The sequence below is a fragment of the Streptomyces capitiformicae genome, from assembly GCF_002214185.1.
GTDB lineage: Bacteria > Actinomycetota > Actinomycetes > Streptomycetales > Streptomycetaceae > Streptomyces > Streptomyces capitiformicae.
The window spans coordinates 10163797-10188709 of record NZ_CP022161.1; the positions used below are offsets into that span (position 1 = coordinate 10163797).

The following is a 24913-nucleotide window of genomic DNA, read 5'->3' on the forward strand; positions in this document are numbered from 1 at the left end:
GTGGTGAATGGATGATGTGTACGAGGCGGTCGTCAATGGCGCCTCTTCCGAAGAAATGGCGCGGCTGAGTCCGCCCAGTGAATATCTCGCCGCTTATCTGCGGGCCGAGGACACCGAAATGTTCGCCGGGGTACAGGACAAGGACGTCCGGAAATCCCTGCACGTCGGCCGGGTGCCCATGCCTGAACTCGCGCCGGACGAGGTGCTGGTCGCCGTCATGGCGAGTTCGATCAACTACAACACCGTGTGGTCGGCGATGTTCGAGCCGATTCCCACTTTCGGCTTCCTGCGCCGCTTCGGCCGCCAGGGCGGCTACGCGGCCCGCCACGACCTGCCCTACCACGTCGTCGGTTCCGACGGCGCCGGCGTGGTCGTACAGGCAGGCAGCGGGGTGCGGCACTGGCGGCCCGGCGACCACGTGGTGGTCAGCCCGGCGTACGTCGACGACCAGGAACCCGCGACCCACGGCGACGGCATGATGGGCTCCAACCAGCTCGCCTGGGGCTTCGAGACCAACTTCGGCGGGCTGGCCCACTACACCGTGGTACGGGCCAGCCAGTTGCTGCCCAAGCCGGCGCATCTCACCTGGGAGGAGGCCGCGTCCAACACGCTGTGCGCCGGTACGGCGTACCGCATGCTCATCAGCGAGCGCGGCGCCCGCATCAAGGTGGGTGACGTCGTGCTGATCTGGGGGGCGACCGGCGGGCTCGGCGGATACGCCGTACAGCTGGTGCGCAGGGCCGGTGGTATCCCGGTCGGCGTCGTCAGCTCCCCGGAGAAGGCCGAGGTGCTGCGCAGACTCGGCTGCGAGGTGATCATCGACCGCAACGAGATCGGGATGGGCGGCGGTGAGCCGGCCTCTCCCGAGGAGACGATCGAGATCGGCAAACGGCTCGGCCGCCGCATCCGCAAGGAGGTCGGCGAGGATCCGCATGTCGCGTTCGACTACATCGGCCGCGCCACCTTCGGCGTATCCGTCTTCGTCGTCCGCCGCGGCGGCACGGTGGTCACCTGCGGTTCCAGCACCGGATATCAGCACCAGTTCGACAACCGATATCTGTGGATGAACCTCAAGCGGATCGTCGGCAGTCACATCGCCAATCTCCAGGAGAAGGCCGAGTGCAACCGGCTCTTCGAACTCGGGTATCTGGCCCCGATGCTCTCGACGACGTATTCCCTGGAAAATGTCGCGGAAGCGGCGCGGCTGGTGCAGAAGAACGAACACATCGGAAAAGTCGGTGTCCTGTGCATGGCTCCGGAAAAGGGGCTCGGTGTCACGGATCCCGCAATGCGGGAGAAAATCGGTGAGGACCGGCTGAAGCTGGTCTGAGGTTCCGGCTGTCTTTTTGGTGGACGACCCGGGTCATTCATGAGAGGTGCGGGCTGTGGTGGCGGAAACATCGATTGGAATACTGGAAACCGGCGGATACGTGCCGGAGGCCGCGATCTCCAGCGAGGAGGTGGCGAAGAAGGTGGCCGTCACCGACTCCTGGCTGACGGACGAGTGGATCACCCGCAAGACCCGGATCGTCTCCCGCCGGTACGCGGCGCCGGGCGAGGCCACGTCGGACCTGGCGGCGAGGGCGGCGGAGCAGGCACTGGAGCGGTCCGGGCTCGCCGCCACCGACCTGGACTACCTGATCGTGTCGACGTCGACCGGTGACTCGCCGCAGCCGCCGACCGCGCACCTCGTCCAGAAGGAGATCCAGGCGTACCGCGCGGCCTGCCTCGACATCAACGTGGTGTGCAGCGGCTTCGTGTACGCCCTGGCCCTGGCCCAGGGCCTGGTGGCCCAGCGACCGGGCAGCCACGCCCTGGTCGTCGCCGCCGAGGTCTACTCGCGGTTCGTCGACTTCACCGACCGCCGCACAGCCGTACTCATGGGTGACGGGGCGGGCGCGGCCGTCGTGGGGCAGGTGCCCGAGGGGCGTGGCTTCCTGGGGTTCGAACTCGTCGGGCGCGGTGACGCGCACGGGCTGATCCGGGTCGAGGCGGGCGGCAGCCGTATCCCGCCGTCCGCCGAAACCGTCGCGGACGGCGGCCACTTCCTCAGGATGGAGGGCCGCGACGTACGGAACTTCGTGAACGAGAACCTTCCGCCGGCCGTCCGTACGCTGACCGACGCACACGGCCTGACCCTGGGAGACGTCCAGCACTTCGTGCCGCACCAGCCCAACGGCGTGATGCTGGACGAACTGGTCGAGCACACCGGCCTGGAGAAGGCCCAGAACCACCGCACCGTGGAGCAGTACGGCAACATGGGCAGCGCCTCGGTCGCGTACACCCTGCACGACGCCAACCTGCGCGGCCGACTGGGCGAGGGCGACCTGGTCCTGCTGGCCGGCTTCGGCGGCGGTATGTCCATCGGCGCCGGACTGCTGCGTTGGGGAGGGGCGCGATGACCCCGCACGGAGACAACGACATCAGCAGGGTCGGAGTGGTGGGCGGCGGCACCATGGGTGTCGGCGTCGCCGAGGTGTGTGCGAGGGCGGAGCTCGACGTACGCGTCGCCGTCTCCGGCGCCGCCTCCGCCGCCCGGGCCCGGGGCCGGCTGACCGCGTCGCTCGACCGCGCCCTCCGCAAGGAACGGATCACCGAGCGGCAGCGTGAACAGATCCTGGGATGCGTGGAGTTCACCACGGACCGGACCGAACTGGCGGACCGTCAACTGGTGGTCGAGTGCATCGTGGAGGACGAACCGGCGAAGCTGTCCCTGTTCGCCGAACTCGACAAGATCGTCGAGGACCCGGAGGCGATTCTCGCCTCGAACACCTCTTCCCTGCCCATCATGCGACTGGCCCGTACCACCGACCGGGCCGGTCACGTCATCGGCATGCACTTCTTCAACCCGGCGCCCGACCTGCCGCTCGTCGAACTGGTCGGCTCCCTCCTGACGGAGGAGCGCACCATGACGCGAGTCCGGGCGTTCACCGCGGACGTCCTCGGCAAGTCGACGATCGTCTCCCCGGACCGCACCGGTTTCGTGGTGAACTCCCTGCTGATCCCCTACCTCGTGAGCGCCGTCCGCATGCTCGAATCCGGGTTCGCATCCGCCGAGGCGATCGACCTCGGCATGGTCGCGGGCTGCGCCCACCCGCTGGGCCCACTTCGGCTGGCAGACCTGATCGGCCTCGACATCGTCGCGTCCGTCGCGGACGCGCTGTACGAGGAGTACAAGGAACCACTGTTCGCGCCCCCGCCGCTCCTGAGCAGGATGGTGGAAGGCGGCCTGCTGGGCCGGAAAACGGGGCGGGGCTTCTACACGTACCAGTGACCCGACGCGAGTCACGGGGTGAGAGCCCCCGGAATCATCCGTCGTTCAGCAGATACCAGGGACACGGGCCCGTACGGGCGAGGAGAACTCCGACAGCTCGCCCCTCCCGGCATAGGTATGGAGTGGGTGATCAGTTCCGGCCCCACATCCACATGACGCCCGAGGAGGGGTTGCAGACCCATCTCGACCTTCAGGGCGGGCAGTCGAGTGGTGTGCTGTTGCCGATCCACTGGGCGACGTTCAATCTGGCGCCGCACGCCTGGGCGGAGCCGGGGGAGCGCACGATGTGGGCCGCGCACGGGGCGGGGATGACGCTGGCCTCAGCGCGGCCGGGTGAGCCTTTCGAGCCGGAGAGCACACCGCCGGTGGATCCGTGGTGGCGGGCGGTGGCCCAGCAGCCGGTCGGCGGCTGGCACGCGTGGCCGCCGGTGGGGGAGCGGTTGGATCTGGTGGCGGAGAGCTGACATCCGCGTCGAGAATTCTCCCGATGGGGTGATTTTTGGATTGACGGCGAGGGCCGGAGAGTGAATTTTTCTCCGGCCCTCGCCCTCTGTTGTTGACCTGTTGTCGACCCGTTCCGACCGGCTCTGATCGGATTCCGGTCGTAAAAGGAAAGCGGCAAGAACGCGCGTCCGAATAATTGCCGGTCTTTCCCATGAGGCCTCATACCAGAGCGAGATGCTTTGCGGAGGCATTTGTCAACTGCGCACCGCACATGGCCCGTTGGTGACTACTGTGAGTTTCCGTCGGACGACGCAGGGCTGAATTCTTCGGCTCTCCCGATCGGCACGCGATGGCGCATGCCCAAGTCGCCCAGACGCGGCACCCCCACGCCCCAGACGGACCAGTACGAGGACGCTGATGTCTCACCTTCGCGCACCGGCCGCACGCGCAGACCGCCGTGAGGGCGGGCGGCACGGGCGACCGGCCACCCGCGCCGTCCCCTCGCTGCCCGAGATCCACATACGGCCGCAGTTGCTGCGTCTGGCGGTCCTGCCCCCCACCGCCGTGGCCCTCAGCGCCTGCGCCGCCGTGCTCTTCACCGTCCGCGCCGGCGGCGCCCGCCCGAGCCCCACCGTGTGGGCGGTGCTCGCCGGAGCCGCCGCGGTGGCCCTCGCCGGCATCGCGATCGCCGCTGTCGCCGCCGGGCGCACCGCCAAGTCCGTACGCGAACGCCTGGGCGCCCTGCGCCAGATCAGCACCAAGGGCGAGGACGACCTGCGCGCGCTGGTCGACGCGCTCCGGCGCGGCGACCAGCCGCCCGCGCGCGGCCCGCGCACCAAGTCCGCCGCCGACGCCGACGACTTCGAGCTGCTCACCGCCGACCTGGCACGCGCCCACGACAGCGCCGTCACCGCCGTCGTCCAGGCCTCGCAACTCTCCAGCCACGCGGGCAGCGAACAGAAGCTCGAAGTCTTCGTGAACCTGGCGCGCCGCCTGCAGTCCCTGGTGCAGCGCGAGATCTCCATCCTCGACGACCTGGAGAACGAGATCGAGGACCCCGATCTCCTCAAGGGGCTCTTCCACGTCGACCACCTCGCCACCCGCATCCGCCGCCACGCCGAGAACCTCGCCGTCCTCGGCGGCGCCGTCTCCCGGCGTCAGTGGAGCAACCCCGTCTCCATGACGGAGGTGCTGCGCTCCGCGATCGCCGAGGTCGAGCAGTACTCCCGGGTCAAGCTGGTGCCGCCGGTCGACGGCACCCTGCGCGGGCACGCCGTCGCCGACGTCATCCACCTGCTGGCCGAACTCGTCGAGAACGCCACGGTGTTCTCCGCCCCGCACACCCAGGTCCTGCTCCGCGCCAACATCGTCACCTCCGGCCTCGCCGTCGAGGTCGAGGACCGAGGCCTCGGCATGCCCGTCACCGAGCAGAACAAGATGAACGCCCTGCTCGCCGACCCCGACCAGGTCAGCGTCGCCAGCCTGCTCCAGGACGGCCGCATCGGCCTCTTCGTGGTATCCCAGCTCGCCCGCCGCCACGGCATCCAGGTCCGCCTCCAGACCAACATCTACGGCGGCGTCCAGGCCGCCTTCGTCGTCCCGCAGGGGCTGCTGGGCAGCGACGACCAGGGCGTCGCCCCCGGCGACCTGACGCAGACCCAGCCCCAGACCCCGCAGAACACCGCCGCCCGGCACCCGTCCGCCGGCCCCCGCCACGCGCAACCCTCCACCGCCCAGCGGACATCCGCCCCCGGGCCCGCGGAGCGACCGGCGTCCGCGCAGCCGTTCCGGTCCGCCCCGGCGCAGGCCGCCCGGCCGACCTCCGCGCGGTCCGCACGTCACGGGCGCCCAGACACCGGTTCGTCCGCCGCGAGCCCGATCCGCGCCTCCGTGCCCCGGCAGCAGGGCCCCGACAGAGGAAACGGAAAACACGGTCAGGGCCGGGGCACCAGCGGCCTCGACCCGCTGCCCGTGCGCGGCGCCCGTGAGGAGCGGCCCAACCCGGCCGAGGCCGTGCCCGGCATTCGCCCCGACGAGCGGCGAACCGTCGCGGACAATACCGCGACGCCGCCGACCCAGCGTGTCGGCGGCACGGTACGCGGCACGATGGGCAAGCCCCAGCTGCCCCGCCGCCGCGCCCAGCAGCACATCGTGCCCCAGCTCCGCGGCGGCCCCCCGCCCACGCCCCGCCAGGACCCCGACCACTACGTCGGCCACGACCCCGGGCTCATGGCGGCGTTCCAGCGCGGCATCGGACTCGCCGAGGCCCGCCAGACGGAGACCTCCGACTGGGACACCTCCGACTGGGACACCGCCACGCTCGACACGACCCCCGTCGACCTGGCACCCCCGGACGCCTCGTCCCGCATCGACCTGGGCCACCTGGACACGCCGTCCCGTATCGACCTGGGCAACACGGGCCGTGCGGACGCCCTCCACACCGACGCCGTCCACATGGAGCTGGCCCATATGGACGCCCCGCACAAGGACGCGGCACAACCCCTGGGCGGACCCACCAGGGGCGCCACCCCCATAGCCGTACCGCCGTCCAACCTCGACGCCGCGCACGACCTCACGCCCCCCCGGCAAGACGGGAGCACACCAGCCGGATGATCAGCCCCCTCTCCACCCCCAGCGCCGTCCCCACCTCCTCCGCTCCCCCCGACCTTCGTACCCCAAGGAGTCGATCCACCATGGCGAGCGATGCGCCGACCGGCCATGTATCCGATCTCGACTGGCTGATGAGCGGTCTCGTGCAGCGCGTACCGCACACGACGAGCGCGGTGCTGCTGTCCTGTGACGGGCTCGTGAAGTCGGTCCACGGCCTCGACCCGGACAGCGCCGACCACATGGCCGCGTTGGCGTCCGGCCTGTACTCCCTTGGCCGCAGCGCGGGTGTCCGTTTCGGCGACGGCGGCGACGTACGCCAGGTCGTCGTCGAACTCGACTCGAACCTGCTGTTCGTCTCCACCGCGGGCGCCGGAACCTGCCTCGCCGTGCTCGCCGGCCGCGAGGCCGACGCCGCGGTCCTCGGCTACGAGATGGCGATGCTGGTCAAGAGCGTCCGCCCGTATCTGGTCACCCAGCCCCGCCAGGCCGTCCAACCCCCGGCGATGAGGCCTTGAGCGTGGCCATGTCCGGCGACGGACCCCTGTACGACGACGACGCCGGTCGGCTGGTGCGCCCGTACACCGTCATCAACGGCCGGACCCGGCCGACCACCGCGCTCGATCTCCTCTCACAGGTGATGGCCACCGGGGCGACCCCCCTCGGCTATCTCGGCCCCGAGCACACGACCGCACTCGACCTGTGCCGGGCACCTGTCTCGGTCGCCGAGGTCGCCGCCCACCTCAAGCTGCCGGCGGCGGTCACCAAGGTGCTGCTGTCCGACCTGGTCGACTGCGGGGCACTCACCACCAAGCCCCCGGCCTTCCACCACAACCCGACAGACCGGTCTCTTCTGGAGGCAGTGCTCGATGGACTACGACGACAGCTCTGACCCCTTCCCCACCGCACTGAAGATCTTGGTGGCGGGAGGGTTCGGGGTAGGCAAGACGACCTTCGTGGGCGCGGTGAGCGAGATCGCGCCGCTGAGCACGGAGGAACTGCTCACCACCGTGAGCGTCGCGACGGACAGCCTCGACGGCGTCGAGAACAAGGTCGAGACGACCGTGGCCATGGACTTCGGCCGCATCACCCTCGACCCGCAGCATGTGCTCTATCTGTTCGGCACGCCCGGGCAGCAGCGTTTCTGGTTCATGTGGGACGAGCTCTCCGAAGGCGCCCTCGGCGCGGTCATCCTCGCCGACACCCGCCGCCTGGAGGACTGTTTCGCCGCCGTCGACTTCTTCGAACAGCGCGGCCTCGGCTTCATCGTCGCCGTCAACGAGTTCGACGGCTCCTTCCGCTACGAGGCCGACGAGGTGCGCGCCGCCCTCGACCTCGACCCGGAGATCCCCGTCGTCTGCTGCGACGCCCGTATCTCCAGCTCGGGCGTACAGACCCTGCTCACCCTCGTACGCCACCTCCTCGCCCACACCCCCGCGCAGCTGCCCAGCCACGGGGCCCACACATGACGTACGACACGAGCCGCGGAGCCCATCGATGACCCCTGACCCGATCCGCGGAGCCCGGCGATGAGTTACGAGCCGCGCCCGGTCGGCCGCCTGCTGCTGACCCCGGAGGACCACGACGCCCCCGAGCGTGTACGGCGGCTGCGGCTGCTCGGGCTCGGGGAGTACGCCGAACCGGCCTTCGACGCGTTCGCGGACCGGCTCGCCGAGGTCGCCTCCGTGCCGTACGCGATGGTCAACTTCATCGACGGGAAGCGGCAGTTCTTCGCGGGTCTGCACGCGCCCCGGGACCCGACGGGCGACGCGGACGCCGTACTCGGGGCCGATCGTCACCTGGCCCGTGACCACGGCTTCTGCCCCTATGTGGTGGTCCGCCGCAAGGCGCTGGTCCTCGACGACGTGCGCGAGTACCCGAAGTTCGCCGGGAATCCCGTCGTCCACGACCACGGCGTCCGCTCCTACCTGGGCGCCCCGCTGATCGACCGCACGGGCATCGCCCTCGGCACCGTCTGTGTCATCGACGTACGGCCGAGGCCGTGGGGCAGGACGGGCCTGGAGACCATCAAGGCGATGGCGACGGAGCTGTCCGGGCAGATCGAGGGGCGGGAGGCGTTCCCGTAAGCCGGGGTGCGTGCGTCCGAAAGGCGTGAAGGAAAGCTGCGGCGGAGGTTAAGAAAACCTCGATGGACCCGGGGCACCGGGGTACGGCAGATTTCTCTGCGTTCCCACCCCTCTCCCCGGTACGGGCCCGTTCGTCATGCCCTGCTCGGGGACCTCACCCACAGGAGCCGTAGCGTTGAAGGCGCTGGTCAAGGAGAAGGCGGAGCCCGGGCTGTGGCTCGTGGACGTCCCGGAGCCCGCGATCGGCCCCGGCGACGTACTGATCAAGGTCCTGCGGACCGGCATCTGCGGGACCGACCTGCACATCCGGTCCTGGGACGGCTGGGCCCGACAGGCCATCCGTACGCCGCTGGTGGTCGGCCACGAGTTCGTGGGCCAGGTCGTCGAGACCGGACGTGACGTCGCCGACATCAAGGTCGGCGACCGGGTCAGCGGCGAGGGCCACCTGGTGTGCGGCAAGTGCCGCAACTGCCTCGCCGGGCGGCGCCATCTGTGCCGCGCCACCGTCGGCCTCGGGGTCGGGCGCGACGGCGCCTTCGCGGAGTACGTGGCCCTGCCCGCCGCCAATGTCTGGGTGCACCGCGTTCCGGTCGACCTCGACATCGCCGCGATCTTCGACCCGTTCGGCAACGCCGTGCACACCGCGCTGTCCTTTCCGCTCGTCGGCGAAGACGTCCTGATCACCGGTGCCGGCCCGATCGGCCTCATGGCCGCCGCTGTCGCCCGGCACGCGGGTGCGCGCAACGTCGTGATCACCGATGTCAGCGAGGAGCGGCTGGAACTGGCCCGCAAGGTCGGCGTGAGCCTGGCGCTGAACGTCTCGGACACCGAAATCGCTGACGAGCAGCGGAAGTTGGGCCTGCGCGAGGGCTTCGACATCGGCCTGGAGATGTCCGGCCGCCCCGAGGCGCTGCGCGACATGATCGCCAACATGACCCACGGCGGCCGTATCGCCATGCTCGGCCTGCCGTCCCAGGAGTTCCCGGTCGACTGGGCCCGGATCGTCACCTCCATGATCACCATCAAGGGCATCTACGGCCGCGAGATGTTCGAGACCTGGTACGCGATGTCGGTGCTCCTGGAGGGCGGCCTCGACCTCGCCCCCGTGATCACCGGCCGCTACGGCTACCGCGACTTCGAGGCGGCGTTCGCCGACGCGGCGAGCGGCCGCGGCGGCAAGGTCATCCTCGACTGGACCGCGTAAGGCACCTGCATGTCCCAGGGGCGCGTAAGTCCCCTGCATCTCTTAGGAGTTCCCTCATGTTCGACTCCGTGCGCGACGACCTGCGCGCCACCCTCGACGAGATCCGCGCCGCCGGCCTGCACAAGCCCGAGCGGGTCATCGGCACCCCGCAGTCCAGGGCGGTGAACGTCACCGCGGGCGGCCGCCCCGGCGAGGTCCTCAACTTCTGCGCGAACAACTACCTCGGCCTCGCCGACCACCCCGAGGTGATCGCCGCCGCCCACGAGGCGCTCGACCGCTGGGGCTACGGCATGGCCTCGGTCCGCTTCATCTGCGGTACACAGGAGGTGCACAAGGAACTGGAGGCCCGGCTGTCGGCGTTCCTCGGCCAGGAGGACACGATCCTGTACTCCTCCTGCTTCGACGCCAACGGCGGAGTCTTCGAGACCCTCCTCGGCCCCGAGGACGCGGTGATCTCCGACGCCCTGAACCACGCCTCGATCATCGACGGCATCCGCCTTTCGAAGGCCCGCCGCTTCCGGTACGCCAACCGCGATCTGGCCGACCTGGAACGGCAGTTGAAGGAGGCCACCGAGGGTGGCGCGCGTCGGAAGCTGATCGTCACGGACGGTGTCTTCTCCATGGACGGCTATGTGGCGCCCTTGGGTGACATCTGCGACCTCGCCGACCGGTACGACGCCATGGTCATGGTCGACGACTCGCACGCCGTCGGCTTCACCGGTCCGGGCGGCCGCGGCACACCCGAGCTGCACGGCGTCATGGACCGCGTCGACATCATCACCGGCACCCTCGGCAAGGCCCTCGGCGGCGCCTCCGGCGGTTACGTCGCGGCCCGCGCCGAGATCGTCGCCCTGCTGCGCCAGCGCTCCCGCCCGTACCTCTTCTCGAACACGCTCGCCCCCGTGATCGCGGCGGCCTCGCTCAAGGTTCTCGATCTGTTGGAGTCGGCCGACGACCTGCGGGTCCGGCTCGCGGAGAACACCGCACTGTTCCGCAGCCGTATGACGGAGGAGGGCTTCGACATCCTCCCCGGCGACCACCCCATCGCGCCGGTGATGATCGGTGACGCGGCGAAGGCGGGCCGCCTCGCCGAGCTGCTCCTGGAGCGGGGCGTGTACGTGATCGGCTTCTCCTACCCCGTCGTTCCGCAGGGCCAGGCCCGTATCCGCGTCCAGCTGTCCGCCGCGCACTCGACCGACGACGTGAACCGGGCGGTCGACGCGTTCGTGGCGGCCCGGGCCGAGCTGACGGCCTGAGCCGGGACCTGGCCAGGTCAGGGAAAAGCGGGCATTTGAGAGAATCGATCCCATGATCGAGGCGCGGCGGCTCCACATCCTCCGTGCGGTGGCCGACCACCGCACCCTGACGGCGGCTGCCGCCGCGCTGTACCTCACACCGTCCGCCGTCTCCCAGCAGCTGACCGCCCTGGAACAGGAGACGGGCCACCGTCTGGTCGAGCGCGGTGCGAAGGGCGTACGGCTGACCCCGGCCGGCGAGATCCTGCTCGGCCACACCAACGCGGTCCTCGCCCAACTGGAGCGGGCGGAGGCGGAGTTGGCCGCGTACAGCTCGGGCGCCGCCGGTACGGTCACCGTCGCCTCCTTCGCGACCGGCATCGCTCTGGTCGTCGCGCCCGCCCTGGCCCGCCTCGCCGCTTCGGCACCCGGCATCCGCCTCCGCGTCCAGGACGCCGAGGGTGACGCCAGCCTCCCGATGGTGCTGGACCGGCAGGTCGACATCGCCGTCGCCGTCGAGTACCGGGGTGCCCCCGCAGCCGACGATCCGCGCCTTACCCACGTTCCGCTGTACGCCGAGCCCTTCGACGCCGTCGTCCCCGTCACCCACCGGCTGGCCGACGCCGACGAGGTCCCGCTCGCCGAACTGGCCAAGGACGCGTGGATCGGACCCTACCCCGGCAACCCCTGTCATGACGTGGTGGTCCTGGCCTGCGAGCACGCCGGTTTCCGGCCCTGTCTCGAGCACTCCTCGGACGACTTCCGCGCGGTCGTCGCCCTTGCCTCCGCCGACGCGGGCGTCGCCCTCGTGCCCCGCTCCGCCCTGCGCGGCATGGACCTGACGGGAGTCGTCGTACGCCCCGTCGACGGCGTGGCTCCCACCCGCCGCGTCTTCGCCGCCGTGCGCCGTGGCGCGGAGGGGCACCCACTGATCCGCCCGGTGCTGGAGGCGCTCGGAGAGGCGGGGGAGGCAGCCGGGTGAGGCGGGGAAGGCGGCTGGTGAGGCGAGGAAGTACTGGATCCGTCGACGTCCGCCTGGCCGCCCGCCTGGCCGCCCGCCTGGCCGCCCGCCTGGCCGTCCGCCTGGCCGCCCGCCTGGCAGAGCTGCGGGCCGAACAAGGCTGGTCCTCGGGGATTTGGCGGAACATGACCCTGCTCCGGACCGCCCTCAGCGGCGGCGGAGGACCGCTCCGACCACGAAGGCGCCGAAGTACAGCCCGAGGGGAAGCACCATGAACAGCGCCAAGGGGTGGAACACGGTGTCCGCGAATGCGCTGGGGTCGGAGCCGTCGTACATGCCCGTGGCCAGCGCGATGAAGAAGAGGATCCCTCCCAGCAGGAATGCACCGAACATTGTCTTGACCGCGATGTGCACCAGCGGTGTCGGATGCCTGCGCATGCGCGCGATCTTGTCCGCCGCCTTGGGAACGGGCGCCCAGTCCTCACCCCTGCGCAGCATCCACACCTCACACAGGGCCGCCACCTCGCGCGCCAGATCGGGGGTGTTGCGATCGTTGAGATGCGGCAGGATGAGCCGCCGGCCCGAGGCGTCGTACAGCACGACGATCCGGCTCGGCGCCCCCTGCGCCTGCGCCCCGGGGTTCACCTCGATCTCGATGCCCTGCACGTCCGGCCAGGCCGTGGCGCGGCTGCGGAACGGTCCTCGGACCGTCAGACGGGTCGTGTCGCTGATCGTCGCCGTGACCTTGACCAGGCGCAGCAGGAAGAGGAGCAGGGCGGCGAGCGCCGTGCCGACGGCGGCGGGGACGATGACGGGCACCTCGTCGTCCAGAGCCATCTCCGCGATCAGCCCGATGCCTGCCAGGAAGGGAGCGGCCAAGCCGAGCCAAAGCCAACTGCCGCCCGAATAACGGTACTCACGACAATACGGGTCATCAGCCATCACAGGCGCAACCTAGCCCCCGGCCCGTGGGACCGGTCCCGCGCGGGAAGAGAGACGCTCCTTGTTCTTCTGGATCGTGCCCCTCACAGCCGGTCTTGGAGCGGTTGTCGGCGGTAGCGCAGGGGGTGAGACAGGGGCGTGGGAGCTGTTGCCAGCGGCATTCTGTTCTTTGTTGCGTGGTGTATCGGTTCCTGGATCTTCGGCTGGGAGCAGGCGGGACCGTGCGCCACCGGGTAAGCAGGTGGGGGCTGTGGCTGCCGCAAGGCGATTGTCAGTGGGTACCGCTACGGTGCGTCTCATGCCGGATGCCGAAGACGTACGACGAGTCGCCCTCTCCCTGCCCGACACCACCGAGAAGGTCGCCTGGAGCATGCCCACGTTCCGGGTCGCGGGGAAGATGTTCGCCACTCTGCCCGAGGACGAGACGTCCATGGCGGTGCGCTGCCCCAAGGAGGAGCGGGACGAACTGGTTCTGGCCGAGCCCGACAAGTTCTGGATCGCCGACCACGAGGCGGGTTTCGCCTGGGTACGGGTGCGGCTGTCCGCCCTGGAGGACGAGCCCGAGCTGCGCGACATCCTCGCCGACTCGTGGCGCCAGGCGGCCCCGACCCGACTCCTGGAGTCCTACCCGGAGTTGGGGCTTCCGGCCGCCGACTGACCTGACCGTCGATGACCCGGGCCAGGTTCCCTCACGCGCCGGCCCCGGCCCCCAGGAACCCACCGATCCGCTCCCGCAGCGAGGCCGCGTCCAGTCCGTGCGCGGCCACGTGTTCCTCGACCTGCCCGTACCGCCGCAGCTCCCGACGGCCGACCCCGAGCCCCAGGACCCGGTGCGGTACGTCGACGAGCGCGTCGTTCGCGGCAGCCGTCGAGGTGCCCGCCAGACAGGGCTCGACGAGCACGACGTCCGCACCCGCCCCGTCGCTCCCCGTCATCCCCTCGGTCGCCCGGCGCAGCGCCGCCGAGTCGAAGGGGCGGACGGTGGTCGCGTACAGCACGGTCACATCGAGCCCCTCCGTGGCCGCGACGACGGCGTCGAGCATCGGCCCGACCGCGACGACGACCCCACGACGCCCCTCACGCACCGTGAGGAACCGCTTCCCGTCCACCGCGAGCGCCCGCTCGTTGGACTGCACGGACAGCCGTACGTACACCTTGTCGTCCTTGCTCTCACCTGCGCCGACCGCGTGCCGGAGCAGGGTCTCGGCCTCGTCGGGATGACCCGGCACATGCACGGTCCAGCCGTCGAGCGTGTCGAGCAGGGCCACGTCGCCGGGTGCCATGTGGGTGTAGCCGCCTGCGGGCCAGTCGAACGAGGCGGCGGCACTCACCAGCACCGCGCCCACGTCCTGGTGCCCGAGATCCAGCTTGACCTGCTCGAAGGGCCGCTCGACCAGGAAGCTGGCGAACGTGTGCACCACGGGGCGCATCCCGGTCAGCGCGAGCCCCGCACCCGCGCCGACCAGCAGCTGCTCACGGATACCGACGTTGATCACCCGTTCCGGGTGCCTGAGCATCGCTTCGGTGAAGCCGTCCCTGCCGATCTCGGCGAGGACCACCGCGACCCGGGGATCCTCGTCGAGCAGCCGGGTGAGGACAGGGGCGAAACGGTCACGCATGGTGTCCATGGGTCCGCTTTCCTTTCAGGGAGTGGAGGGGGAGACGGAGTGCTCAGGCGTTCTTCGGCGCGACTCGGGCCACCACGACTCGGGGCCGGCCCGGGTGCGGGGCAGTGAAGGCGGCGTACAGCGCCTCGTGGTCCCGGCCGTCGGCGGTCTCGGCGGACCAGCCCGCCGCCTCGAACCGCGCGGCGATCCCGCCGGGCAGGGCATGGCTGGCGGAGGAGTTGTCGATCACGACGGTGTGCAGCCGGTCGAGGCCGGCCGGTCCGGCGTACGCGATCGCCTCGTGATTGCTGCCCTCGTCCAGCTCCGCGTCCCCGATCAGCACCCACACCGCCGGGTCGACCCGCCCCTGGGCCCGCAGGCCGAGCGCCGTCCCGACCGCGATCGGCAGCCCGTGCCCGAGCGACCCGCTGCCGATCTCGGCGCCCGGCACCAGCACCCGGTCCGGGTGATGACCGAGCGGAGAGTCGTACAAGCCGAAGCCCGGCAGCCAGTCGACCGGCACGAAGCCCTTGGCCGCGAGCACCGCGTAGTACGCCATCGGCCCGTGCCCCTTGGACAACAGGAACCGATCACGCGTCGGGTCCTCCATCTGCCCCGGCTCCACCCGCAGCACTCGGTCGTAGAGCACCCACAGCACGTCCAGGGTGGAGGTGGCGGCGGGCCCGTGCTTCTCGTCGCCCGTCATCAGTCCCATCAGCCAGGGCAGGTCCGCGAAGTCGTACGTACGTTCCGTGCTTCGTTCCGCTGTCGTCGTCATGCCGACGATCGTGCAACCTCAACCAAACTTCAGGTCAAGCGTGAGTCCGGCGGCCCCCGATAAACGGGTGCGCGACCACCGGCTCAAGTGCGGTATTGTTTCCGTGCGTGTTCAGCCAGGGGAAACCCCAGGTCAGACGGGCAACGGGACGTGGCGCAGCTTGGTAGCGCACTTGACTGGGGGTCAAGGGGTCGCAGGTTCAAATCCTGTCGTCCCGACTCGTGATGACGTACTACTACGGCACCGAGACCAACAAGTACGACAGCGTGCGCGGCGACAAGGTCGTCTCCTACGACCGCGGCGGCTATCTCAAGCGGATCGAGTACGGCGAGCGCGAGGGCAAGGAGAACACCACCGCCGCGCCCGCGCAGGTCGTCTTCGACGTCGCCGAGCGCTGCACGGGTGCCGCCGCGGACTGTCAGCCGGGCGATCTGAAGGAGTCGACCGCCAAGCGCTGGCCGGACGTGCCGTTCGAGCAGATCTGCACCTCCGACACCGAGTGCAAGGACCAGTGGTCCCCGACCTTCTTCTCCCGCAAGCGGCTGGCGAAGGTCACCACGCAGGTCCTGGGCGCCGACGGCAAGACGTACGCGGACGTCGACGAGTGGGACCTGGCGCACAAGTACCAGAGCGCCGACACCACCCACGCCCCGGCCATGTGGCTGGAGTCGGTCACCCACTCCGGCAAGGACGGCGCCAACAAGCTCCCGAAGGTCACCTTCTACGAGCGCCAGGACGCCAACCGGGTCCACTCCGACTCCCACGACCGTCTGCCGATGTACAAGTGGCGTATCCGGGCCATCCAGTCGGAGACGGGCGGCACGATCTCGGTCAACTACAAGCCGACCGAGTGCACCCCGTCCAACCTCCCCACCCCCGAGACGAACACCAAGCGCTGTATGCCGTCCTTCTGGTCGAAGGAGGGCACGATCGGGGAGAAGGAGGACTGGTTCCACAAGTTCGTCGTCGACACGGTGATCGAGGACGAGGTCACGATCACCGGCCCCAACAAGGTCACCTCCTACGACTACTCGGGCGCGGCCTGGGCCTTCGACGACAGCGAGCTGGTCAAGACCAAGAAGAAGACCTGGAACCAGTGGCGCGGCTACCGCACCGTCACCATGAAGACGGGTGAGGCGGGCAGCAAGCAGCTGCGCACCGAGACCACCTACCTCCAGGGCATGGACGGCGACCGGGAGAAGGAGTCCGGCGGCACCAAGTCCGTCACCGTCACCGCCACCGACGGCACCAAGATCCGCGACGACGCCCGCCACCAGGGCTTCGTCGTCGAACAGCGCAGCTTCAACGGCGACACGGAGATCACCGGGTCCGTCAGCACCCCGTGGAAGTCCGAGCCCACCGCGACGGAAGGCAAGGACGAGGCGTCGTACGCGGCCGTCAAGACCACGAAGACCCGTACGGCGTTGGACGACGGCAAGGTCCGCCGCGCCGCCATCGAGCACTTCTACGACTCCTACGGCATGCTCGTGCGCTCCTCCGACTCCGGTGACCTGGCGGTCAAGGACGACGACACCTGCACCACGAACGAGTACAACCGCAACACCGACGCGAACCTGCTGACGCTGCTGAAGCGGGTCACGGTGGTCCCGGTCAACTGCGACGACGGAGCGCCCACGTCCTTCAAGGGCGAGGCGATCTCCGACGTCCGCACCTGGTACGACGACCGCGACACCTACGGCGCCACGCCCACCAAGGGCGACGTGGTGCGCAGCGAGAAGGTCAAGGGCTACACGGCCGACGGCACCCCGCAGTACGTGACGACGTCGACGGCCAAGTACGACGTGCACGGCCGTGTCGTGGAGTCCGCCGACCAGGCGGGCAACGCGACGAAGACCACGTACACGCCGAGCACGGGCGGCCCGGTGACCGGCATGAAGGTCGAGGACCCGCTCGGCAACACGACCACCTCCACGGTCGACCGCCGCTGGGGCCTGGTCACCGCCACGGTCGACGCCAACAAGCAGCGCACCGACCTGGAGTACGACGCCCTCGGCCGCCTGCTGAAGGTCTGGCTCCCGGGCCGCGCCAAGGCGACGGACACCCCAAGCCTGGAGTACGCCTACCTGATCCGCAACAACGCGCCGGTGGTCACCACCACCAAGTCCCTGCTGCCCAACGGCTCGGTGGCCACCAGCCACCAGCTCTCCGACGGCCTGCTGAGACCCCGCCAGACGCAGACCCCGGCCGCGAACTCGGGACGGGTCATCACCACCACCGAGTACGACACCCGCGGTCTCGCCGTGAAGGAGATCGGCCCCTTCTACAACAAGGCGGCCGTCGGCACGACCTTCGTGAACGTGAAGGACGCCTCCGAGGGCACGCCCCGGGAGACGGAGACGGTCTACGACGCGGCAGGCCGGGCAACCGACTCGATCTTCCGCGTGGCCGGCACCGAGAAGTGGCGCACCAAGACCACGTACCACGGCGACCACACGACGGTCGACCCACCGGCCGGTGCTACACCAACCGCGACGTACACCAACGCACAGGGGCAGACGACCAAGGCCCTGGAGTTCAAGGCCTCGTCACCCACGGGCGCGGCGGACACGACGTCGTACGACTACGACGCGGCGGGGCGCCTCACCGAGGTCAAGGACACGTCGGGCAACGTCTGGTCGTCCGAGTACGACGTACGCGGCCGGCAGACCAAGTCGGTCGACCCCGACGCGGGCACGACGTGGATGACGTACAACGACCTCGACCAGGTCAAGACGGTCCGCAACGACCGTGAGACCACCCTCACCTTCACCTACGACAAGCTGGGCCGTCAGCGCTCTCTCTTCAACGGTGACAAGAAGCTGACGACCTGGGAGTACGACAGCGCGACCGTGCCGAACGGCAAGGGGCGCCTGACCTCGGCCACCAAGTGGGTGGGTGACAACGGTTACACCTCGTCGGTCGACGCGTACGACGTGGCGGGCCGCCCGACGAAGACGTCGGTGACGATCCCCGCGTCCGAGGGCAAGCTGGCCGGCACCTACACCTCGACGGCGTCGTACAAGCCGGACGGCTCGATCGACGACGTCGGTCTCCCAGCCGCCGGCGGTCTTCCCGCGGAGAAGATCACCACGGGCTACACGGCGACCGGCCTGCCGTCCTTCACCCTGGGCGACACGACCGACTACGCCCGCGAGACCCGCTACTCCAACTACGGCGAAATGCTCCAGCTGACCCTGGGCACCGCCAGCGCCGACAAGTACACCTGGCTCACCAACACCTACGAGGAGGGCACCCGACGCCTGGAGCGCGCCCGCATCGACCGGGAGATCGTCAAGACACCCGACTCCGACATCACCTACGGCTACGACGCCGCAGGGAACATCCTGGGAATCGCCGACGCACCCGAGGGCAAGCAGGCAGACGTCCAGTGCTTCACGTACGACTACCTGCGCCGCCTGACCGAGGCGTGGACCCAGACGGCCACCGCCTGCGCGCCGAGCGCCGGTGAGGCGACCATCGGTGGCCCGGCCCCGTACCGGCACTCCTACACCTACGACGCGGCGGGCAACCGCACGAGCGAGGTCCGCCACGCGACCGGCACGACCGGGGACGCGGCGATCACGCAGACAACGACGTACGTGCCGAAGGCCACGGACACCAAGGGCGGCACGCACCCGCATGCCCTGAAGTCGGCCGAGGTGCGCACCGCGACGGCGGCCAAGGAAGTGACCGCGGCCCAGAGCTTCCAGTACGACGAGACAGGGAACACCGTCCGCCGCACCAAGGCGGCGACGGACCTCTCCCCGGCGGTCGACCAGAAGCTGGACTGGGACGAGCAGGGTCGCCTGAGCGCGGTGACCCCGTACCTGTCCGGCGACACCCTGGACGAGGCGAACAAGACCTCGTACGTGTACGACGCCTCGGGCGGCCGCCTGCTCCGCAAGGAGAAGGGCGCGGTCACGCTGTACCTGGGCAGCCAGGAGATCCGCCTCGACACGGCCAAGAACTCCCTGTCCGGTACGCGTTACTACTCCCACGGCGGTCGGAAGATCGCGGTGCGGACGTCGGCCGGGGTGACCTGGCTGGTGGGTGGCCAGAACGGCACGGCTGAGATCGCGATCAAGGCCGCGGACTCGGCAATCACACAGCGTCGGACGTTGCCGTTCGGTGAGGTGCGCGGCGCCAAACCGGCGGCGGGCGCGTGGCCGGGCGACAAGTCGTTCGTGGGCGGCACGGCGGACGCGACGACGGGGCTGATCCAGCTCGGCGCCCGCGCGTACGACGCGGCGGCAGGCCGCTTCGTCTCCGTCGACCCCGTGCTGAACGTCGCGGACCCGCAACACCTCAACGCGTATGCCTACGGTCGCAACAACCCGTTGGCCTTCCCGGACCCGACGGGCCTGTACTGGGGCGAGTCCTGGATCAGCCCGATCGGCCACGGTGCCCTCGATGTCGTGGGCCTGGTCCCCGGCTTCGGCGAGCCCGCCGACCTGCTCAACGGCCTCTGGTACACAGCCGAGGGCAACTACATCGACGCGGGCCTGGCCTACGCCTCGGCCATCCCGATCGCGGGATACGCGGCGAGCGCGGCGAAGGGCGCGCGCTACGTCAACAAGGCAGTGGACGCCGTCGACACGGCGACGGACGCCACCAAGGCGACCAAGAAGACCGAGGACGCGGTCGACGCCGCCGACAAGGTCACCCCGCCGGTCACCCCGAAGCCGAAGGAGAAGCCCGCCCCGGCACCTCCGGCCAAGGCCAAGGAGGCACCCGAGGCCAAGAAGGGCGACTCCGGAGGCAAGAAGGGCGACGGGGCGGAGAAGAAGTCCGACACCGGAGGGGGCGGCAAGGACACCGACGCACCCGCTGCGGGCGGCTCCTGCAAGACGAGCAACAGCTTCGTCCCCGGCACGCTCGTCCTGATGGCCGACGGCTCCACCAAGCCGATCGAGGACATCGAGACCGGCGACAAGGTCCTCGCCACGGACCCCGAGACGGGTGAGACGACTGCGGAGAGGGTCACCGCCGAGATCAAGGGCGAGGGCCTCAAGCACCTGGTTGAGCTCACGGTCGACACGGACGGCTTCGAGGGCACTGCGACGGACACGATCACCGCGACCGACGGGCATCCCTTCTGGGTTCCCGAACTCGACGCCTGGGTCGACGCCACTGACCTGAAGAAGGGCCAGTGGCTGCGCACGAGCGCGGGCACCCTGGTTCAGATCACAGCGGTGGAACACCGGACCAGCAGGTCGGCCACCGTCCACAACCTGACGGTCGATGACGCCCATACGTACTATGTGCTGGCCGGAGATATCTCTGTCCTCGTCCACAACTGTGGCACGGTCTATCGTGGTGACACGCGAGATCCTGCCGAGATCATGGCTGCCGGAGGTTTCATGCCCAAGGCTCCGGGTGCGAGCACGGGTCTTTACGACTATGCCGTCAATAACACTCCCAGTAATTTTGTCGGGACGTCCAAACTTGCCGACACCGCTCAGACATTTCCCAATGGGGTTGAGCGCTTGCGTGGATACGTCTATGAGATTCAGGGGGCGCCTGGTGGGATTGATGTGAACAAGGCTCTTGGTCCAGGAGTGAACCCGAATTCACATGAGGCGGAAGTGGTATTTGAGGGTGGAATCCCGTGGGAGTATGTAACTAGAGTTTGGAAGAAAGATGAGTGGGGTGAGATTGACTTCGACTACGATGAGCCGATCTGGCAGAGGTAGCGGGGAGGCGTGGAGTGCAGGAATCGCGGCCTAAAAGACCAATACTGCGCTATGGCCGAGACATTGTTATAGACGATGTCGAACGCTTGAACTCGTTCCTGACGGAGCGCACTGCAGGTCCTGCGCGCGCAGAACGCGGATCTGAAGAACGTCAGATGGCGCGCTCGATCAGGGCTGCCCAGTTGCATCTGGTCGTGACGCTTCAGCATTCTCTTTCGTTTCCGCATGTGGGCAGTGGTACGCAGGAAATCGTGCGCTGGAAAATCAGACTGTCATGGAACGCATTGTGGACGTTGTCCTCTTCGTGGCAGTGGCATGATGAGTACGACCAAGAGCGGTGGCGTCCGGTCAAGTACTGGGACGAGAGTCATGAGGCAGATTTCGAAGAGCGTTTGGTCGGCGAAATCAGCAGGCGGAATGATGGCCCGTCGGGGGCTGTCGAAGGGTGAATTCTGAAGGTATCTCTGGGGCCCCGTCGGAAATTGATTCCGGCGGGGTCGCCGAGTAGTAGACATTTGGGTGCATTATCTCTCCCGTTTGCAGGCCCCGGGTGCTGAATCTTGGGTCATGTGACTTGACCCCTGGGATTCAAGCAGTGACAACGAACCGATGAACGTTGTGGGGAGGGGCCGCCGTGTCTGCCCACCTCCACCTGATTATCTCGGTTCTTCCACTTGTAAGATCCAGGTGACGTCTCCATGACCTCTATGGGCCACGTTCTCACCACTTTCTCGAGGAGTCTTCGCTGCTCCTGAACCCATCCGGGATGCACGGCCATGGGAATAAACGCTTTCGCACTCGAGTCCGAGGTGTCTTCGATGGCAATAATTGAGTCGTCATCGTTGCTTCTCGCGCATTCGATTCTTATTGTGGGTCCGTTTCCCGTGTCCAGCCATTCGGCGTCCTGGCCGTTTTCGAGTGAGTTCAGAGCCGAGGACCACTGCTCCAGATTGGAGAGGAAGAAGTAGACGCGGCAACTGCCGCTGATAAAATTGGTGCCGACGATTACTTCGGCTACCATTAGATCGTGCGTCGGTAGGATTCCGGGTGTTTGGCGGCCCAGAAGATGCAGCCGGACGCTGTTGCTGCTGTCGGACAGGTTGATTAGGTTCATTTCACCCTTCTCGTATGCCAGGGGGGGTACTCGTGGCTGTGCCGGGCTCTGGTCACGTCTGTGTGGCAGGTCGGTCGTGACCAGGCGTGGATTACATGAAAGCATCTTCCTGCGGGTGAGGGAATAGATCTTCGTTGCTTACGGGTGGAATGGATTGATGCCTGCGGTGGACTCGGTGCCGAGGTATTGAACTGGATTCACCGGGTGAATTCTGCGACGAATTACTCGAGGGAGCGCATGATGTTCTTCCTTTTCGCTCTTCCCTTGGTCTCAGGGCGTGGCAGGTGGCGGCCAGGATGAGCGCTACCGGAAAGGCCTCTGTTGAGCAACCCACCAATGGATGACTTGTGGAGTTCCTATAGTGACCTCCACTCGTCTGTTCGGTGCCGCTCGACGTCTCGTCGGCAGCGCAGCAGTAGTCTCATGGGCGGGTCGGCGAGAGCCTCACTGGTGGACAGCCGGTGGACAGACGCCTTTGGACGGTGCATCACGGGGTGGCACGGGTCAACCTGTCGCACGTGTTCTGATCAGGAAAAACGTCACCACGCGGCACGACGAGGTACCAGGCAACACGAACCCTCATGGTCTCGTAATGCGTAGGTCTCGGGTTCGAATCCCGAAGGCGGCTCCATGGTGAACCGCAGGTCAAGCCTATGACCTGCGGTTTTTTCTTTTCCTTGACCATGGGAACGTCGATTTGGAACGCCTGGTGACCTACGCATTCCGTGCGTAGGTTGTGGGGTTTCCACGCTCAGTGACTCTGGCGACGTGTAGGCCGTTGACCTGCATGTTTGTGCGGATCATCGCCTGCTTCGGACCGGGATTCGGGAAGAGGGGAGGCCGAGGGGAGGCCATCGGTGCAGTGATGGTGCGGCCGGGGCGGTTGTGGGAGCGCCCAAAGCGGGCTGGGCGAACAGGGAAAACACGAACGCAGGGGTCTTCTGTTCTTGTCGAGAAGCGCCAACCTCGCGCCGCTCCGACGTGGAGGTGTGAGGGTGAGTCGAAGTGAGCTTTGACCGGAGGGTATGGCGGTCGGCGTTCTTGAAGGTTCGGCGCGGTCTTGAATCCGGACCAATTCGGACGGCGGACTCCTCGTTGCTGACGTGGCGTCAGTTGCCTGAGGTGCGTGGTTAGTTCATCTGGATTTCATTTGACCGGGTTCGTTCAAGGCTGCACCCTCGCTTGTAAAGATCGTGTGAGCGGGGGTGGGGGTATGGGCGGGGATCGCTCGCGCTGCCTGGAGAACGGTCGCTCGGGTTGTCTGGAGCGTTTCCTCTCCGCGGCGACTGCTGCGGTGGTGTTGCTGGCTGTCCTGCCCGCACTTGTCGTCACCGCGCCGACCGCGTCGGCGGACACGCAGGAGTCCTCCTCGGCGTCTGAGGCTTCGGTGGCGCTGGAGCGGGCGGCGGCTTCGGGGGAGGAGGTCGAGGTTGTCGGCGAGCGCGCGGAGTATTCCACGACGTACGCCAACCCGGACGGATATTCGTTCACCCTGGAGCAGTCCGTCGTCCCCGTGCGGGTGGCGACCAAGGACGGATCGTGGACCGCGCCGGACGCCACTCTGGAGCGCCGGGCTGACGGCTCGATCGGGCCGAAGGCGGCGGTGGCCGATATCTCCTTCTCCGCCGGTGGTGACGGCGACGGCTTGGTGACTCTCGCCGAGGACGGCAAGTCCTTGAGTTTGGGCTGGCCCGGCACCCTGCCGAGGCCCACGCTGGATGGCGCTGCCGCCACCTACGCCGAGGTGCTTCCGGGAGTCGACCTGCGGCTGACGGCCACGGTGGAGGGCGTGAAGCAGGTGTTGATCGTCAAGTCCGCCGAGGCCGCGGCCAACCCGGATCTCGAGAGGATCGAGTTCTCGCTGGAGACCGAGGGCCTGGCGGTGAGCAGCCGTACGGGCGGTGGGCTGGCCGCCGTGGACGAGGACGGCAACACGGTGTTCCGCTCACCGGCCGCGCGGATGTGGGACTCGGCCGGTGACGCCGGCACCGGCGGATCGACCACCATGTCACTCGCCTCCGCCAGTGACGACGAGCCCGTCCAGGACGGCGACGGCGAAGCCTCTCCCGACCATCCCGCCGACGGGCCGGGCGCGGGTGACGCCTCCGCCGTGCTGCCCGTGCAACTGACCGAGGAATCGGTGGCGGTCGTGCCCGACCCGGAGCTGCTGGCCGGCGAGAACACGGTTTATCCGCTATATATCGACCCCGATGTGGCGTTGGAGGAGTCCGAGCGCACCGTGCTGTCCTCGGACGGCGACGCCTTCTACAACTTTTCCGGCGGTGACGACGGCGAAGGCGTCGGCTACTGCGGCACGTATGTTACCGGCGGTTACGCCTACTACTGCGGCTCCGGATACAAGCAACGCATGTACTTCGAGTTCGCGCCGACCAAGCTGGCGGGCAAGCGCGTGCTGGACGCCACGTTCCGGGTGACCGAGCGCTGGTCGATGTCCTGCGAGAAGACGGTCGTGGAGCTGGTCCGCACCGGCAACATCTCTTCCGCGACCCGCTGGCCGGGCCCGACGGCGAACTGGGACGTCATGGGTGACCGCACCGTGGCCGCGGGGCGGGGCTCGCTGTGTGACCCGGACCAGCCGGACGCACCGATCGAGTTCAACGACGACCCGGCTCAGAGCTACGAGAACCTGACCGCGACGGTCAAGAAGTTTGCCGCCGGTGACTTCTCGCGGCTCACGCTGATGCTGAAGGCGGACGACGAGTCCGACCCCAACGGCTGGAAGCGGTTCGACGACGACGCCGTGCTGTCCGTGAAGTACGTCGGGCTGCCCGCTGTGCCGACCAGCGCCGGCCTCGTGCAGAGCAGCGGCATCAGCTGCGAGACTGACTCCGGAGATCCGGACATCATCGCGGACCCGACGCCGATGTTGAACCGCGCGGCCGCAGACCGCGGCGGGCGGTGAGAGCGGCGCACATCTGCGGGCGCACTTCGTCATCCAGAAGAAGC

Annotated in this window: 19 protein-coding genes, 1 tRNA gene and 1 pseudogene; 17 read left to right on the forward strand and 4 right to left on the reverse strand. The window is 68.4% G+C overall.

The window, feature by feature from the left end; all coding sequences use genetic code 11:
* Positions 1–7 precede the first annotated feature (7 nt).
* The 12 genes and pseudogenes from ccrA (at position 8) to CES90_RS45675 (ending at position 11833) form a co-directional block, all read left to right on the forward strand.
* The gene (gene ccrA, locus CES90_RS45620) at positions 8–1330 is read left to right on the forward strand and encodes a crotonyl-CoA carboxylase/reductase (protein ID WP_189788690.1); all 1323 of its coding nucleotides are present in this window, start codon (positions 8–10) and stop codon (positions 1328–1330) included.
* A gap of 58 nt (positions 1331–1388) precedes the next feature.
* Positions 1389–2402 carry a 3-oxoacyl-ACP synthase III family protein gene (locus CES90_RS45625; protein ID WP_189788689.1) on the forward strand — a complete coding sequence of 338 codons (1014 nt, stop codon included), beginning with the start codon at positions 1389–1391 and terminating at the stop codon, positions 2400–2402.
* Positions 2399–3274 carry a 3-hydroxybutyryl-CoA dehydrogenase gene (locus tag CES90_RS45630; protein ID WP_189788688.1) on the forward strand — a complete coding sequence of 292 codons (876 nt, stop codon included), beginning with the start codon at positions 2399–2401 and terminating at the stop codon, positions 3272–3274. Before CES90_RS45625 ends, CES90_RS45630 begins: the two co-directional genes overlap by 4 nt.
* Before the next feature lie 134 nt (positions 3275–3408).
* A pseudogene (locus tag CES90_RS45635) lies at positions 3409–3738 on the forward strand (MBL fold metallo-hydrolase); the annotation flags it as partial.
* A gap of 397 nt (positions 3739–4135) precedes the next feature.
* Positions 4136–6331 carry a sensor histidine kinase gene (locus CES90_RS45640; protein WP_189788687.1) on the forward strand — a complete coding sequence of 732 codons (2196 nt, stop codon included), beginning with the start codon at positions 4136–4138 and terminating at the stop codon, positions 6329–6331.
* An 80-nt stretch (positions 6332–6411) separates the two neighbouring features.
* Positions 6412–6843 (forward strand): roadblock/LC7 domain-containing protein, encoded by a 432-nt coding sequence (locus CES90_RS45645; protein WP_189788686.1) that lies wholly within the window; start codon positions 6412–6414, stop codon positions 6841–6843.
* Positions 6844–6845: 2 nt separating this feature from the next.
* Positions 6846–7217, forward strand: a complete 372-nt coding sequence (locus CES90_RS45650; RefSeq protein WP_189788685.1) for a DUF742 domain-containing protein — start codon at positions 6846–6848, stop codon at positions 7215–7217.
* Positions 7195–7794, forward strand: a complete 600-nt coding sequence (locus CES90_RS45655) for a GTP-binding protein (protein ID WP_189788684.1) — start codon at positions 7195–7197, stop codon at positions 7792–7794. Before CES90_RS45650 ends, CES90_RS45655 begins: the two co-directional genes overlap by 23 nt.
* A gap of 60 nt (positions 7795–7854) precedes the next feature.
* Positions 7855–8412, forward strand: a complete 558-nt coding sequence (locus CES90_RS45660; protein ID WP_189788683.1) for a GAF domain-containing protein — start codon at positions 7855–7857, stop codon at positions 8410–8412.
* 175 nt (positions 8413–8587) lie between these two features.
* Entirely contained in the window at positions 8588–9616 is a 1029-nt protein-coding gene (gene tdh / locus CES90_RS45665; protein WP_189788682.1) for an L-threonine 3-dehydrogenase, read from the forward strand.
* 56 nt (positions 9617–9672) lie between these two features.
* Complete coding sequence (locus CES90_RS45670) at positions 9673–10872, forward strand: glycine C-acetyltransferase (protein WP_189788681.1); 1200 nt, start codon at positions 9673–9675, stop codon at positions 10870–10872.
* A 52-nt stretch (positions 10873–10924) separates the two neighbouring features.
* Complete coding sequence (locus CES90_RS45675) at positions 10925–11833, forward strand: LysR family transcriptional regulator (protein WP_189788680.1); 909 nt, start codon at positions 10925–10927, stop codon at positions 11831–11833.
* Positions 11834–12019: 186 nt separating this feature from the next.
* Here the strand turns inward: CES90_RS45675 and CES90_RS45680 are convergent, their stop codons facing one another.
* On the reverse strand, positions 12020–12754 hold the full coding sequence (locus CES90_RS45680; RefSeq protein WP_232791435.1) for a PH domain-containing protein: 735 nt from the start codon (positions 12752–12754) through the stop codon (positions 12020–12022).
* A gap of 298 nt (positions 12755–13052) precedes the next feature.
* Here CES90_RS45680 and CES90_RS45685 point away from each other — a divergent pair, with 298 nt between their 5' ends.
* Positions 13053–13412, forward strand: coding sequence for an MmcQ/YjbR family DNA-binding protein (locus CES90_RS45685; RefSeq protein ID WP_189788678.1), 360 nt, complete (start codon positions 13053–13055; stop codon positions 13410–13412).
* Positions 13413–13443: 31 nt separating this feature from the next.
* Here the strand turns inward: CES90_RS45685 and CES90_RS45690 are convergent, their stop codons facing one another.
* Together CES90_RS45690 and CES90_RS45695 are read right to left on the reverse strand one after the other, a co-directional pair.
* Positions 13444–14382: a transketolase family protein gene (locus tag CES90_RS45690; RefSeq protein ID WP_189788677.1), complete on the reverse strand. Its 939-nt coding sequence runs from the start codon at positions 14380–14382 to the stop codon at positions 13444–13446.
* A 43-nt stretch (positions 14383–14425) separates the two neighbouring features.
* Complete coding sequence (locus CES90_RS45695) at positions 14426–15139, reverse strand: thiamine pyrophosphate-dependent enzyme (RefSeq protein WP_189788676.1); 714 nt, start codon at positions 15137–15139, stop codon at positions 14426–14428.
* A gap of 144 nt (positions 15140–15283) precedes the next feature.
* On the opposite strand from CES90_RS45695, the gene CES90_RS45700 reads away from it, so the two are divergent.
* From CES90_RS45700 to CES90_RS45710, 3 genes are all read left to right on the forward strand, one after another.
* Positions 15284–15357, forward strand: a tRNA-Pro gene (locus tag CES90_RS45700).
* Positions 15358–15363: 6 nt separating this feature from the next.
* Positions 15364–20832: a polymorphic toxin-type HINT domain-containing protein gene (locus tag CES90_RS45705; RefSeq protein WP_208921634.1), complete on the forward strand. Its 5469-nt coding sequence runs from the start codon at positions 15364–15366 to the stop codon at positions 20830–20832.
* 14 nt (positions 20833–20846) lie between these two features.
* Complete coding sequence (locus tag CES90_RS45710) at positions 20847–21281, forward strand: hypothetical protein (RefSeq protein ID WP_189787038.1); 435 nt, start codon at positions 20847–20849, stop codon at positions 21279–21281.
* 116 nt (positions 21282–21397) lie between these two features.
* Here the strand turns inward: CES90_RS45710 and CES90_RS52300 are convergent, their stop codons facing one another.
* Positions 21398–22051 (reverse strand): DUF5959 family protein, encoded by a 654-nt coding sequence (locus CES90_RS52300; protein ID WP_408646643.1) that lies wholly within the window; start codon positions 22049–22051, stop codon positions 21398–21400.
* A 1108-nt stretch (positions 22052–23159) separates the two neighbouring features.
* On the opposite strand from CES90_RS52300, the gene CES90_RS51790 reads away from it, so the two are divergent.
* Positions 23160–24869, forward strand: a complete 1710-nt coding sequence (locus CES90_RS51790) for a hypothetical protein (protein WP_308437921.1) — start codon at positions 23160–23162, stop codon at positions 24867–24869.
* Positions 24870–24913: the final 44 nt, after the last annotated feature.